Source organism: Stenotrophomonas sp. TWI1409 (assembly GCF_039673015.1).
Taxonomy (GTDB): Bacteria; Pseudomonadota; Gammaproteobacteria; order Xanthomonadales; family Xanthomonadaceae; genus Stenotrophomonas; species Stenotrophomonas maltophilia_A.
In genome coordinates this window covers 1-13282 of record NZ_JBDJKU010000046.1, presented here as the reverse complement: position 1 = coordinate 13282, position 13282 = coordinate 1, and the positions used below count along the sequence as shown (strand labels likewise).

Annotated in this window: 12 protein-coding genes; 4 read left to right on the top strand and 8 right to left on the bottom strand. The window is 67.6% G+C overall.

Going from position 1 to position 13282, the window contains the following annotated elements:
- Positions 1-10 precede the first annotated feature (10 nt).
- From kdpC to pyrE, 6 genes are all read right to left on the bottom strand, one after another.
- A complete protein-coding gene (gene kdpC / locus ABE423_RS14810; protein WP_346486561.1) occupies positions 11-661 on the bottom strand; it encodes a potassium-transporting ATPase subunit KdpC in 651 nt (216 codons plus the stop codon).
- A complete protein-coding gene (gene kdpB / locus ABE423_RS14805; protein WP_346486559.1) occupies positions 658-2715 on the bottom strand; it encodes a potassium-transporting ATPase subunit KdpB in 2058 nt (685 codons plus the stop codon). The genes kdpC and kdpB overlap by 4 nt, the downstream gene beginning before the upstream one ends.
- Before the next feature lie 10 nt (positions 2716-2725).
- A complete protein-coding gene (gene kdpA, locus ABE423_RS14800; protein WP_346486557.1) occupies positions 2726-4432 on the bottom strand; it encodes a potassium-transporting ATPase subunit KdpA in 1707 nt (568 codons plus the stop codon).
- 12 nt (positions 4433-4444) lie between these two features.
- Positions 4445-4537, bottom strand: coding sequence for a potassium-transporting ATPase subunit F (locus ABE423_RS14795; RefSeq protein WP_005407770.1), 93 nt, complete (start codon positions 4535-4537; stop codon positions 4445-4447).
- A gap of 174 nt (positions 4538-4711) precedes the next feature.
- Positions 4712-5380 carry a hypothetical protein gene (locus ABE423_RS14790; protein ID WP_125894852.1) on the bottom strand — a complete coding sequence of 223 codons (669 nt, stop codon included), beginning with the start codon at positions 5378-5380 and terminating at the stop codon, positions 4712-4714.
- 19 nt (positions 5381-5399) lie between these two features.
- Positions 5400-6059 carry an orotate phosphoribosyltransferase gene (pyrE, locus tag ABE423_RS14785; RefSeq protein WP_010486876.1) on the bottom strand — a complete coding sequence of 220 codons (660 nt, stop codon included), beginning with the start codon at positions 6057-6059 and terminating at the stop codon, positions 5400-5402.
- Between the two features lie 162 nt (positions 6060-6221).
- Here pyrE and ABE423_RS14780 point away from each other — a divergent pair, with 162 nt between their 5' ends.
- The 3 genes from ABE423_RS14780 (at position 6222) to ABE423_RS14770 (ending at position 8701) form a co-directional block, all read left to right on the top strand.
- Entirely contained in the window at positions 6222-7022 is an 801-nt protein-coding gene (locus ABE423_RS14780; RefSeq protein ID WP_032128444.1) for an exodeoxyribonuclease III, read from the top strand.
- Positions 7019-8392 carry an MFS transporter gene (locus ABE423_RS14775; protein WP_032128445.1) on the top strand — a complete coding sequence of 458 codons (1374 nt, stop codon included), beginning with the start codon at positions 7019-7021 and terminating at the stop codon, positions 8390-8392. Before ABE423_RS14780 ends, ABE423_RS14775 begins: the two co-directional genes overlap by 4 nt.
- A gap of 78 nt (positions 8393-8470) precedes the next feature.
- On the top strand, positions 8471-8701 hold the full coding sequence (locus ABE423_RS14770; RefSeq protein ID WP_180838591.1) for a hypothetical protein: 231 nt from the start codon (positions 8471-8473) through the stop codon (positions 8699-8701).
- Between the two features lie 70 nt (positions 8702-8771).
- Here the strand turns inward: ABE423_RS14770 and ABE423_RS14765 are convergent, their stop codons facing one another.
- A complete protein-coding gene (locus ABE423_RS14765; protein WP_180838592.1) occupies positions 8772-9899 on the bottom strand; it encodes an anhydro-N-acetylmuramic acid kinase in 1128 nt (375 codons plus the stop codon).
- A 65-nt stretch (positions 9900-9964) separates the two neighbouring features.
- Entirely contained in the window at positions 9965-11437 is a 1473-nt protein-coding gene (locus ABE423_RS14760; RefSeq protein WP_032128447.1) for a peptidoglycan DD-metalloendopeptidase family protein, read from the bottom strand.
- A 167-nt stretch (positions 11438-11604) separates the two neighbouring features.
- Between ABE423_RS14760 and tyrS the strand changes: the two genes are divergently transcribed.
- Positions 11605-12816, top strand: coding sequence for a tyrosine--tRNA ligase (tyrS, locus tag ABE423_RS14755; RefSeq protein WP_180838593.1), 1212 nt, complete (start codon positions 11605-11607; stop codon positions 12814-12816).
- Positions 12817-13282 lie beyond the last annotated feature (466 nt).

Below are 13282 nucleotides of genomic sequence, written 5' to 3'. Positions count from 1 at the left end.
CAGGCCGGCATCACGGTGCCTTGGCCGCGTGGTCCAGCGCGAAGTTCAGCGTCACCACGTTCACCCGCGGCTGGCCGAACAGGCCCCACTGGCGACCTTCGGTATGCGCCTGCACCAGTGCCTGCACGCGTTCCACCGGCAGGCCGCGGGCACGTGCCACGCGTGCCACCTGCAGGCGCGCCGCCGCCGGCGACAGCTGCGGATCCAGGCCACCTGCGGACTGCGTGACCAGGTCTGCCGGTACCTGCGCCGGGGTGACGCCTTCGCGCGCGGCCACCGCAGCGGTGCTGGCGGCAACACGCTCGGCCAGGGCCGGGTTGCTGCGCGCCATGTTGGAACCGGCCGCGGCCATGGGGTCGTAGTTGGCTGCCGACGGACGTGCCTGGAAGTAGCCGTCACCGGTGAACGGCTGCGACAACCATGCCGAGCCGCGTACCTGGCCGTTGCCATCGCGCAGCAGGCTGCCCTCGGCCTGGGTCGGGTAGGCCAGGCCGGCAAAACCGGTGGCGATACCGGCGTAGACCGCACCGGCCAGCAGCAGGGTGGCGAGGCCCAGGCCGATCGCCGGGCGCCAGCTGGCACCATCCTGCAGGCTGGCCACGCGGGCCTCGGCCTTCTGTTCGCGCGGAAGGGAAGATGAAGTGGAAGCAGTACGGTTCATGCGCCGAATACCAGGACAAGAAGAAGGTCGATCGCCTTGATCGCTGCGAACGGCAGCAGCACGCCGCCGAGGCCGTACACCAGCATGTTCCGGCGCAGCAGTGCGGTTGCAGTGGCCGGGCGGAAGCGCACGCCACGCAGGGCGAGCGGGATCAGGGCGGGAATCACCAGGGCGTTGAAGATCAGCGCTGCCAGCACCGCATTGCGCGGGCTCGACAGCTGCATCACGTTCAAGGCGGCCATGGTCGGCACGGCCGCGGCGAACAGCGCCGGCAGGATCGCGAAGTACTTGGAGACGTCGTTGGCCAGCGAGAAGGTGGTCAGCGCGCCGCGGGTGATCAGCTGCTGCTTGCCTACTTCCACCACCGCCAGCAGCTTGGCCGGGTCCGAATCGAGGTCGACCATGTTGCCGGCCTCCTTCGCCGCCTGCGTACCGGAGTTCATCGCCAGACCGATGTCGGCCTGCGCCAGCGCCGGCGCGTCATTGGTGCCATCGCCGACCATCGCCACCAGGCGGCCACCGGCCTGCTCCTGGCGGATGCGTGCCAGCTTGTCCTCCGGGCGAGCCTCGGCGATGTAGTCGTCGACGCCGGCTTCGGCGGCGATTGCGGCGGCGGTCAGCGGGTTGTCGCCGGTGATCATCACCGTGCGGATCCCCATCGCCCGCAGCTGCGCGAACTTCTCGCGCATGCCGTGCTTGACCACGTCCGACAGCTCGATCACGCCCAGCACATGGCGGCCCTCGGCCACCACCAGCGGGGTGGCACCATTGCGTGCGACCTGCTCCACGCGCCCGGCCAGTTCCGCCGGCACGTTGCCGCCCAGCGCCTGCACGTGGGCACGGATCGCATCGGCGGCACCCTTGCGGATCTGCCGCCCATGTTCCAGGTCCACGCCGGACATGCGGGTCTGCGCACTGAACGCCAGGTACTCGGCGTGGTCCGGTTCGGCGGTAGCGCAGCCCTGTTCGCGCGCCAGGCGCACGATGGACTTGCCTTCCGGGGTCGGGTCGGCCAGCGAGGACAGCAGTGCGGCCTCGCGCAGCTGGCTGGCATCGATGCCGGCCAGCGGATGGAAGTGGCTGGCCTGGCGGTCGCCGTAGGTGATGGTGCCGGTCTTGTCCAGCAGCAGTACGTCGACGTCGCCGGCCACCTCCACCGCCTTGCCCGACTTGGCCAGCACGTTGGCGGCCAGCGCACGGTTCATGCCGGCGATGCCGATGGCCGGCAGCAGGCCGCCGATGGTGGTCGGGATCAGGCACACCAGCAGCGCGATCAGCAGCAGCGGATCGACCTTGACGCCGACGGCGGCACCAATGGCCGGCAACGTGGCCACCACCACCAGGAAGGTCAGCGTCATCGCCGCCAGCAGCAGGGTCAGCGCGATCTCGTTCGGGGTCTTCTGGCGGTTGGCGCCTTCCACCAGCGCGATCATCCGGTCCAGGAAGCTGTGGCCGGGTTCGGCGGTCACCCGCACGATGATCTGGTCGGACAGCACTTTGGTGCCGCCGATCACGCCGGAACGGTCGGTACCGGCCTCGCGCAACACCGGTGCCGATTCGCCGGTCACCGCCGCTTCGTTGATGGTGGCCAGGCCCTGCACGATCTCGCCATCGGCCGGCACCAGCTCACCGGCACTGACGATCACGTGGTCGCCCGGGCGCAGCTCGGCGGCCGGCACCTGGGTTTCGGCGGCGCCTGGCTGCGGCGCCGCCAGCCGGCGTGCCACCAGGTCCTGGCGGGCACGCCGCAGCGAGGCGGCCTGGCCACGGCCACGCGCTTCCGCTACGGCTTCGGCGAAGTTGCCGAACAGCACGGTCACCAGCAGGATCGCGGTCACCGCCAGGCCGAAGCCCAGCGGCGCGTTGCCGGTCAGGGTGACGATCGCGGCGACGATCGTGCCGGCCATCACCACCGCCATCACGGGGCTGCGCACCAGATGCATCGGCGACAGCTTGAGAACCGCTTCGACCAGCGCACGGCGCAGGCCGGCGCCATCCAGCAGGGCAGGGCGCGCTGCATGGGTACTACGGGTTGAACTTGCTTGGGTACTCATCAGGGTGTCCTTAGTGCAGTCCCAGGCTCAGGTGGTCGGCGATCGGGCCGAGTACCAGCGCCGGCATGAACTGCAGCACGGTCAGGATGACGATCACCGAGACCAGGGTCAGGGCGAAGGTCGGGGTTTCGATCTGCAGGCTGCCGGCAGACTCCGGGGCCTGGCGCTTGGCAGCCAGCTGTGTGGCCACCACCAGCGGAATGATCAGCAGCGGGAAGCGGCCCAGCAGCAGTACCAGCGAGCAGCTCAGGTTCCACCACAGCGTGGCGTCGCCTAGCCCTTCGAAGCCCGAGCCGTTGTTGGCGTAGGCCGAGACGTACTCGTAGAAGACCTGGCTGATGCCATGGAAGCCGGGGTTGGAGGTGCCCGCCAGGCCGGGTACGGCCAAGGTGATCGCAGTGAACACCAGCAGGGTGATCGGCTGCAGCAGCACCAGCAGGGCCAGCAGGCGCACCTGTGGCGTCTCCAGCTTGCGGCCGAACAGCTCCGGCGTGCGGCCAGTCATCAACCCGGCTAGGAACACACCCAGCAGCAGATAGACGATGAACTGCTGCAGGCCACAGCCGATGCCGCCCCAGATCGCGCTGACCAGCATGTTGACCATCGCGATGCCACCGCTCAGCGGCGCCAGCGAATCGTGCATGCCGTTCACCGAGCCGTTGGAGACCTGGGTGGTCACCGCCGCCCACAGCGCGGTGCCATCGGCGCCGAAGCGCACTTCCTTGCCTTCCATCAGCAGCGGCGTGGCGGTGCTGGCGCTATGTCCTTCGCTCCACATCATCGCGCCGGTGGAAAGCAGCGACATGCCCAGCATGCAGCTGAACACCAGGGCGCCGAAGCGACGTCGGCCGGTGAACGCACCGATCATGAAGATCACTGCCATCGGCACCAACAGGATGCCGACGATTTCCAGCGCGTTCGACAGCGGGGTCGGGTTCTCCAGCGGGAAGCTGCTGTTCGGGCCGTACCAGCCGCCACCGTTGGCGCCCAGCTGCTTGGCCGCGACCATCGCCGCGACCGGGCCCAGCGGCAGCTTCTGTTCGGCCATGCCGGCGCTGGCGTCGATCGGCGTGGCCTGCGGCCCACCGGTCATCGTCGACGGCACGCCCTGGCTGGTCAGCAGCAGGGTCCACACCAGGCACAGCGGCAACAGGAAGCGCACGCACAGGCGCACCACGTCCACGTAGTAGTTGCCCACCGCCACCTGGCGGTCATCGCCGGTACCCGTCGCCGCCGCCTGCGGCGCACGCGAGAACAACGCGCGCAGCGTCGCCACTGCCAGCGCCAGGCCCATCATCGGCGTCACCACCTGCAGGCCGGTGATGCCGGTCATCTGCGAGAGATAGGACAGCTGCGCCTGACCCGAATAGTGCTGCTGGTTGGTGTTGGTCAGGAACGAGATCATCGTGTGCAGCGCGGTGTCCCAGCGCATGTTCGGGATCTGGTCCGGATTCAGCGGCAACCAGGCCTGGGTCATGAACACCGCCTGGGTCAACACAGCAACCACCACGTTGCTCAGCACGAAGGCCAGCACGTAGCCGCGCCAGGACATCGAGCGCGACGGATCGACCCCGAACACCCTGTACAGCGGTTTCTCGATCCAGTGGAACAGCACGTCGACCTTCATCGGCGTGCCACGCATCACGCGGGCCAGGTACAGGCCCAGCGGCCACGCCAGCAGCAGGCTGGCGGCAATAATCACAAGCATCTCAGTCATGGCCGGCTCCGCTCAGAACGACTCGGGCCGCAGCACGACATAAAGGAGATAGGCGGCGGCGACCAGCACCAGCACGCCACACAACAACGACAGCCAGGGGGACATTGCAATAGCGTCCTGGTGGAACCCCTCCACCTCAGGCCGTCATCGTCGTCCTGCCCCCCATAAACGCACTACGCGCCGGACCGGGCCGACGCGTAAAGAGTGCATAAATTCCGTGGGCCAATCCGTAACCAGGCCCTGGGTAGCGCCGGGCCATGCCCGGCGACGGGAGCGTGGTCAGCCCGCCGGAGCCTGGCTCGCCGGCACCAGCCCCTTCAGCTCGCGATAGCGCTGCAGGGTGCTGTCGATCTCGGCCTTCAACGCCTGCTGCTGCTGCAGGAACCCGGCTTGCAGCCGTTGCTGCGACTGCAGTTGCACGTGCCGCTGGCGGATCGCCTCGGCCTGCTTGTCGGCCACCTTGCCACCGGCCAGTTCGCGGTCACCTGCGGCCGCCAGCAGCGCCACCAGCGACTCACGCAGGCTGGTGACGTTGTACTCGGCGGTCTTCAGGTTGTTGTCCAGTACTTCCTGACGCTCGGCAAACACCCGGCGCAGGTCGTCCTCGCTGCCATAGGTGGTCAGCATCGCCTGCTCGGTGCGCTGGCGGGTCTGCGCGGCCATCAGGTCCAGCTGCTGCTGCGCCGCCTCCGTGCTGGCGGCGGCGCGCTCTTCGTCGGTCAACGCGCGCTGGACCTGCGCATTGCGCAGGCCGCTCTTCGCGTTGAACTCCTCGCGGGCATGGTTGACCGCATCGGCCGGCAGCGAATCACTGCAGATCCGCTCCTTGCCCTCGTTCCAGCAGTACAGCTTCTTTTCCGTCTTGCCGCTGTCGCGCGACTGCGCCAGTACGGTGAACGGCACGGCCAGCAGCAGGCCGGCAAAGAGCACAGCAGGAACTCGGGACATGACCTTTCCCCTGGGTCGGTCAGCGGATCGAACGGACGCCGTACTGGGCCCGGTAGGCTTCCAGCGGCTGCCGGTAACCCACAAGTTCCGGGTTGCCGGAGGCGAAATCAAGCAGATCGGCCAGCGATGCCACGGCGATCACCGGAATGCCGGCTTCCTCGGCCACCGACTGCGCCGCCGAACGGCGATCGGTTTCCGAAGCGATCTCCTGGCGGTCCAGTGCCACCACGATGCCGGCCGGGGTGCCACCGGCGGCGCGGATGATGCCCAGCGCTTCGCGGATCGCGGTACCCGCAGTGATCACGTCATCGACGATCAGCACGCGCTTGCCATTCATGTCGGCGCCGATCAGCTGGCCGCCTTCGCCATGGTCCTTGGCTTCCTTGCGGTTGAACGACAGCGGCAGGTCACGGCCACGCTGGGCCAGCTCGCAGGCCATCGCGGTGGCCAGCGGAATGCCCTTGTAGGCGGGGCCGAACACCACGTCGTACTTGATCCCGGTGGCATCGATGGCATCGGCGTAGCAGGCGCCGAGCTGCGACAGCAGCGAACCGGAGTCGAAACGACCGGCGTTGAAGAAATAGGGGCTCAGCCGGCCGGACTTGAGGGTGAACTGGCCGAAGCGCAGGGCGTCGGCGGTCAGGGCCAGCTGCAGGAAACGGTGGCGGTGGTCGCTCATCAAAACTCGATTCATCTTCATTTGGAGCACAAATCCTAATCCAGCTGGGCGTTTCGCGCTCGTCCGGGGCCCTGTGAAGGGTGTCGCGGCCCGGCCTGGCGGACTGCGCAGCCCCGCGGGCAACCGGTATGCTTGCCCGGTTTCCCGCCGCAGGTCCCCCGCATGCGCATCATCAGTTTCAACGCCAATGGCATCCGCTCCGCCGCAACCAAGGGCTTCCTCGACTGGTTCCGGTCCCAGGACGCCGACGTCCTGTGCATCCAGGAGACCAAGGCCCAGGAAGACCAGCTGACCGACCCGATGTTCCGCCCGGACGGCCACCACTGCTTCTACCGCGACGCCATCACCAAGAAGGGCTACAGCGGCGTGGCGATCTACAGCAAGCGCGAGCCGGACCAGGTCATCACCTCGCTGGGCTGGGCCCCGTTCGACGACGAAGGCCGCTACATCGAGGCGCGCTACGGCAACCTCAGCGTGGTCTCCTTCTATATCCCGTCCGGCAGCTCGGGCGACCTGCGCCAGGGCTTCAAGTTCGAAGTGATGGAATGGCTGCGGCCGATCCTCGAGGAATGGGCGCGCAGCGGCCGCGACTACGTGCTGTGCGGCGACTGGAACATCGTGCGTTCGGCGCTGGACATCAAGAACTGGAAGTCCAACCAGAAGAACTCCGGCTGCCTGCCGGAAGAGCGCGACTGGCTCAATGCCCTGTGCGCCGACCATGGCCAGGCCACCGATGTCGCCGCCGGCCGTGGCTGGGCTGACGCCTACCGCCTGCTCAACCCCACCGGCGAGGACTACACCTGGTGGAGCAACCGTGGCGCGGCCCGTGCCAACAATGTCGGTTGGCGCATCGACTACCAGTTCATCACCCCGGGCCTGCGTGACCGCCTGCGCAGCTGCTCGATCTACCGCGACGAGCGCTTCTCCGACCACGCGCCGTTCATCGTGGACTACGACCTGTGACCGAGGCTGCCAAGCCGCGTCGGCCGTGGCAGCAGGTGGTGTCCAACCTGAGCCAGCGCAAGGTGCTGGCGATGCTGCTGCTCGGCTTCAGTTCCGGCCTGCCGATCTATCTGGTGGGCAACACGCTCGGCTTCTGGATGCGCAAGGAAGGCATCGAGCTGAGCACGATCGGTTTCCTGTCATGGGTCGGGCTGGCCTACACCATGAAGTTCCTGTGGGCGCCGATCGTTGATAAGACCGACGTGCCTCTGTTCGGTCGCTTTGGCCGCCGCCGTGGCTGGATGCTGCTGTCGCAGCTGGTCGTGGTGGTGGGCCTGGTCGGCATGGCGCTGGTCCAGCCCAAGGGGGGCCAGATCCAGTTCCTGGGTATCGCCTGGCAGCACATCGTCGTGTTCGGCGTGATGGCCGTGATCGTGGCGTTTGCTTCGGCCACCCAGGACATCGTCATCGATGCCTGGCGCATTGAAAGTGCTGACAACAGCGAGCAGCTGGGCCTGCTGACCTCATCCTCGGCGCTGGGCTATCGCACCGCATTGCTGGTCACCGATGCGCTGATCCTGATCATCGCGGCCCGTGTCGGCTGGCAGGTCTCGTACGAGATCATGGCCGTCCTCATGGCGCTTGGCGTGGTGGCCGTGGTCATGGCCCGTGAGCCTGCGCGGGAAGTGGCTGCCGTGCAGGCTCAGGCGACCTCGCTGTGGACGCCGCGGGGCCTGTTCGACGCCGTGGCGGGGCCGTTCATCGCCTTCGTCCGCGAGCATCGTAGTGGTGCGATCCTGATCCTGGTGGCCATCAGCGTCTATCGCATGGCCGACTTCGTCATGGGGCCGATGGCCAACCCGTTCTACGTCGATCTCGGCCTGGACGAGGACACCGTTGGCGCTGTGCGAGGCTCGGTGGGTCTGGTCGCGACCTTCGTCGGCATTGCTGCGGCGGGCCTGGTCTCGGTGCGCTGGGGGGTGCTGGCGGCGCTGATGGTGGGTGCCGTGCTGGGTCCGGCCTCCAACCTGGCGTTTGCCTGGCTGGCCTATTCGGGCCCGGACACGACCCATTTCGCGGTGGCCATGGCAATCGACAACTTCGCCAGCGGTTTCGCCGGTACGGCGCTGATCGCCTATATGTCGAGCCTGACCAGCATCGGATACACCGCAACCCAGTACGCGCTGCTGAGTTCGTTCTACGCGATGCCAGGCAAGGCGCTCAAGGGGCTCTCGGGGTGGTCGGTACAGACGCTCGCGCAGGGCCGGACGCTGCTGGAAGGCTACGCGCTGTTCTTCGTCGGTACCGCGCTGGTGGCGATCCCGGTGGTGATCCTCTGCGCCCTGCTGATCCTGCAGCAGCGTCGTCGCCAGGCCGCAAGCGCCACCTGATTGCCTGCCCGCCCGGTCTGCGGGATCATCGCCCCCGACGCGCCGAGGGGGCGGTGCCTTGCGAACGGGGAAGTGAGCATGGCCGACGTTGTGCTGCGGGACCTGGACCCGCTGCTGCTGGAACGTATCCGACGTGTCGCGGTTGCCCGCGGCTGGACCCACGAACAGACCTGCGCCGCCTTGCTGGAGCAGGGCCTGTTCGGCAGTGAACTGGAGGTCCGCTCCGGCTTCGGCGATCCCGAAGTGAACGCGCTCTCCGACGCCATCGCCGCCCTGCAGGCCCTGCCCGCAGGGCAGGGCTTCGATTAGTGCCCATGTAGCGTCGAGCCACGCTCGACCGCCGTTCCCGGTAGATCCACGCCATGCGTGGATGACCACCTCACGCCAGGTGGATCGCCCCCAGGATCCGCGGCCCCGTTGCCCCGGTCACGCCCGGCAGGTTGCCGGCCAGCCCGTCCATCGTCCGCTGCGCCAGCCAGGCGAAGCCCATCGCTTCCACGTACTCCGGGTCCAGCCCATGCACTGCGCTGGACTCCACCTGCACCCCCGGCAGCCGTGCAGCCAGCCGCTTCATGAGCTGCCGGTTGCGCACCCCGCCGCCGCAGACCAGTAGGCGCCGGGTCTGCGGCTGCTGCGCCAGCAGCGCATCGGCCACCGTCGCCACGGTCAGCTCCAGCAGGGTGGCCTGCACATCGGCGGCAGCGTACTGGCCTTCGCCCATGTGGGCCTCGGCCCAGGCCAGGTGGAACTGTTCGCGGCCGGTGCTCTTCGGCGGCGGCAGCGCGAACCACGGCTCCGAACGCCAACCCGCCAGCAGGCTCTCGTCCACCGCGCCACTGGCGGCATACGCGCCGTCGGCATCAAAGGTGCGGCCGGTGTGGCGCTGGCACCAGGCATCCATCAGCGCGTTGGCCGGGCCGGTATCGAAGCCACGCACCGCGCCTTCGCGCGGGATCAGGGTCAGGTTGGCGATCCCGCCCAGGTTGAGCACGGCGCGGTCTTCATCAGCCGTGCCCAGCATGCCGAGGTGGAAGGCCGGCATCAGCGGCGCACCATGGCCTCCGGCTGCCACGTCGCGGCGGCGGAAATCACACACCGTGGTGATCCCGGTCAGCTCGGCGATGCGGTTGCCGTCGCCCAGCTGTACGGTGAAGGCCGGATTGGCCAGCGGGCGATGGCGCACGGTCTGGCCGTGCGAGCCGATCGCGCGGACCTGGCTGCGGTCCACACCGGCCTCGGCCAGCAGTTGATTGGCGGCTTCAGCGAAGCTGATCGCGATCCGCGCGTCCAGTTCGCCCAGCTCCTCCAGCGAGTCCAGCGGGCCCCCTTCGCCCAGTGCCACCAGCCGCGCCCGCAGCACCGGCTCCCAGCGGGCGGTCAGGCCATGCACGAAGCGGCAGCCAGCGCCGCTGGGGAACTGCACCAGCGCGGCATCGATGCCATCGGCGCTGGTGCCCGACATCAGGCCAAGGTACAGGGGGGCGTCAGCGTCGACAGTTGTGTTCATGGCAGGCATAAAAAAAGGACGCGGCAAGCTTGGGCTGCCGCGTCCTTCTTCGTCAACGCAGGGGCTCAGCCGCGCTTGCGGCCGGTTGCCTGTTTGTCCTTGGCGCTGGCAACCTCGGGGGCGGCCTCGTCGCGGCTGGTCGGTGCCGGGCTGGCGTCGGCGTAGATCAGCTTCTCCATGCCCTGGATGCGCGCCATCGCCGGTGCGGTCTGCGCGCGGAAGGCGACCAGCTCGGCGCCCTTCAGCGGCTCCGGCGGCGGCATGGTCACGGTCAGCGGGTTGCGGTGCTCGCCGTTGACGCGGAATTCGTAGTGCAGGTGCGGGCCGGTCGCCAGGCCGGTCGAGCCGACATAGCCGATCACCGTGCCCTGGGCCACACGCTGGCCGGTCTTGATGTTCGCAAAGCGCGACATGTGGCCGTACAGGGTGGTGTGGCCGCGGCCGTGGTCGAGGATCACCACGTTGCCGTAGCCGCGCTGCACCCCGGCGAACTGCACGCGGGCGTCGCCGGCGGCCATGATCGGGGTGCCGGTGCGCGCGGCGTAGTCCACGCCCTTGTGCATGCGCATCTTGCCCAGCACCGGGTGCTTGCGCGCGCCAAAGGTCGAGCTCAGCCGTGCGAACGGGATCGGCATGCGGATGAAGCTCTTCTTCAGCGAACGGCCGTTGATGTCGTAGTACTCGGACTTGCCGTTGCGGTCGAAGCGGAAGCCGGAATAGGTCTTGCCACCGGTGGTGAAGGTCGCCGCCAGGATCTTGCTGGTGTCCACCTTCTCGCCTTCGCGCCAGGTTTCATCCATCACCACGCTGAAGCGGTCGCCCGGCTGCAGGTCCTTCGAGAAGTCGATGTCGTACTTGAAGATGTCGTCGGTCATCGTCGCGATCGCCGACGGCGACAGCCCGGCGCGGCGGGCCGCGGCATACAGCGAGCTGGTGATCTCGCCGCTGGTGACCACCGTGCGCGTGGAGGTCTCGCGTTTGGTCACCTTCTCCTTGATGTCATCGCCGGCCAGGCTCAGTTCCACCCGGTTGTCGGCATCGCGGTCGAAGCGGATGCTGCGCAGGTCACCGGACAGCGGCATGTCGAAGGCGATCTCGGCACCCGGGCGCAGCTTGGTCAGCGCCTCACGTGCACCTGGGTGGTCCAGTACCCGGTGCAGGGTGGTGGCCGGAATGCCGGCCTTGTCGAACAGGTCGCTCAGGGTCTGGCCGCGCTGCACCCGCAGCACCTGCCAGCTGTCTCCGGGCACCTGCTGCTGGCGGGCCATGGTCAGCGGCGGCAACGGCAGCGCCAGGCTGGTGTGGCTGTCGGCGAAGGGCGCATCGATGGTGTGCGAGAAGCCGGGAACGATCGTCGCCACCAGGGCGCCGATGGTCGCGAACAGGCTGGCATGCATCCAATGGCGGCGCGTCCAGCGCTCATTGAAGGCGGCGGGAAGATGTTGCCTGAGCTTCCGATGCAGGGCGTTGTCGTGCAGGACGTGGAGGCGTTCCTGGAAGCGCTGCTTGCGTGCGCGCCCTTGTTCGGAATTGTGCATCGGCGGTTTTTTCCTGGCAGCCCGGGAGCGCGGGCCTGATCGCCGGTTACCATAGACACCTGAGAAAACCGCGTCAAACCCTTGTGCCCATTGGCTTTTGTGAAGCCAATCGGGTTAACTTTGCTTTAACACCCCACACAAGAATCGGCGTTGCCGGGAGTAGTCACGTGTCCTCGATTGAAGAAGCCCTTGCCCTGATCGGCCGTGGTGCCGACGAGATCCTCAAGCTCGAGGATCTGCGTGCGCGCCTGCAGGAAGGCCGCCCGCTGCGGATCAAGGCCGGCTTCGACCCCACCGCGCCCGACCTGCACCTGGGCCATACGGTGCTGCTGAACAAGATGCGCCAGTTCCAGGACCTCGGCCACCAGGTCATTTTCCTGATCGGCGACTTCACCGGCATGATCGGCGACCCGTCCGGCAAGAGCCTGACCCGCAAGCCGCTCAGCAAGGACGACGTGCTGGCCAATGCCCGTACCTATGAAGAGCAGGTATTCAAGGTGCTGGACCGCAACCGTACCGAAGTCCGCTTCAACTCGGAGTGGTTCGGCAAGATGGGCGCCGCCGACATGATCCGCCTGGCCGGCCAGCACACCGTGGCGCGCATGCTCGAGCGCGACGACTTCGCCAAGCGCTATGCCGCCCAGCAGTCCATCGCCATCCACGAGTTCCTGTACCCGCTGGTGCAGGGCTACGACTCGGTGGCCCTGGAAGCGGACGTCGAGCTCGGCGGCACCGACCAGAAGTTCAATCTGCTGATGGGCCGCGGCCTGCAGGAGCACCACGGCCAGAGGCCGCAGGTGGTGCTGACCATGCCGTTGCTGGAAGGCCTGGACGGCGTCAACAAGATGTCCAAGTCGCTGGGCAACTACATTGGTATCAGCGAGCCGGCCATCGACATCGTCACCAAGACCATGAAGGTGGACGACACCCTGATGTGGCGCTGGATCGAGCTGCTGTCCTTCGACATCAGCCAGGCCGAAGCCGTACAGCTGCGCGAGCAGGTGGCCAATGGCGGCCTGAACCCGCGCGTGGTCAAGCTGCGCCTGGCGCGTGAACTGGCGACCCGCTTCCATGACGCCGCAGCGGCCGAACAGGCGGTTGCCGGTTGGGAAGCGGCGGTGACCGGGCAGGGCGACATCACCCAGCTGCCGCTGCAGGACGTGGCGATCCCGGCCGAAGGCCTGCGCATCGCCGCGCTGCTGACCGCGGCCGGCCTGACCCCGAGCAACTCCGAAGCCAACCGCAAGCTCAAGGAGCGCGCGGTGAAGGTGGACGGTGAAGTGGTCGAAGACGGCCAGCAGGTGCTGCAGCCGGGCTTCGAAGGCCTGCTGCAGGTCGGCAAGCGCACCTTCGCCCGCGTGCGCCTGGTCGCTGCCTGACACCAGGGAAGGGCCGGCGCAGCCGGCCCTTCCTTTTGTAGAGTCGAAGGCAACGGCAGGAGCCGTTGCCAACGTCGCTTGCGACGGCCCGGAGGGGGCCGGGCAGGACGCCCGGCATAGCCACGCTCGACTGCTCTTGCTCTTCGCGGGGTCCTCCCGCAGCGCGATGGATGAACGGATGCAACATCCGTTGAAAAAAATCGCCACACCCCCTTCACAAATGATGCGAATGGGGACATACTTCTCTTCCCCCGTCGCAGGGGTCGCCACCAAGGGGCTTCAGCGACAACAGGGCGCCCACCACCGCCGAACGAAATGATCGAACGAAGGTGTTGACGGACTGAAAAAGTCTGGCATAATGGGCGGCTCGCTACGAAGGAAACTTCGCAGCACACGGGAACGGCGCTGAGGCCACTTCCCCGGATCTTTGAAAGTATGCGCAGGTATCTTGTGAAGGCGCCTGCAG

Coding starts and splice junctions, on each gene's coding strand:
- kdpC (WP_346486561.1), bottom strand. CDS start 661: ATGAACCGTACTGCTTCCACTTCATCTTCCCTTCCGCGCGAACAGAAG.
- kdpB (WP_346486559.1), bottom strand. CDS start 2,715: ATGAGTACCCAAGCAAGTTCAACCCGTAGTACCCATGCAGCGCGCCCT.
- kdpA (WP_346486557.1), bottom strand. CDS start 4,432: ATGACTGAGATGCTTGTGATTATTGCCGCCAGCCTGCTGCTGGCGTGG.
- ABE423_RS14795 (WP_005407770.1), bottom strand. CDS start 4,537: ATGTCCCCCTGGCTGTCGTTGTTGTGTGGCGTGCTGGTGCTGGTCGCC.
- ABE423_RS14790 (WP_125894852.1), bottom strand. CDS start 5,380: ATGTCCCGAGTTCCTGCTGTGCTCTTTGCCGGCCTGCTGCTGGCCGTG.
- pyrE (WP_010486876.1), bottom strand. CDS start 6,059: ATGAGCGACCACCGCCACCGTTTCCTGCAGCTGGCCCTGACCGCCGAC.
- ABE423_RS14780 (WP_032128444.1), top strand. CDS start 6,222: ATGCGCATCATCAGTTTCAACGCCAATGGCATCCGCTCCGCCGCAACC.
- ABE423_RS14770 (WP_180838591.1), top strand. CDS start 8,471: ATGGCCGACGTTGTGCTGCGGGACCTGGACCCGCTGCTGCTGGAACGT.
- ABE423_RS14765 (WP_180838592.1), bottom strand. CDS start 9,899: ATGAACACAACTGTCGACGCTGACGCCCCCCTGTACCTTGGCCTGATG.
- ABE423_RS14760 (WP_032128447.1), bottom strand. CDS start 11,437: ATGCACAATTCCGAACAAGGGCGCGCACGCAAGCAGCGCTTCCAGGAA.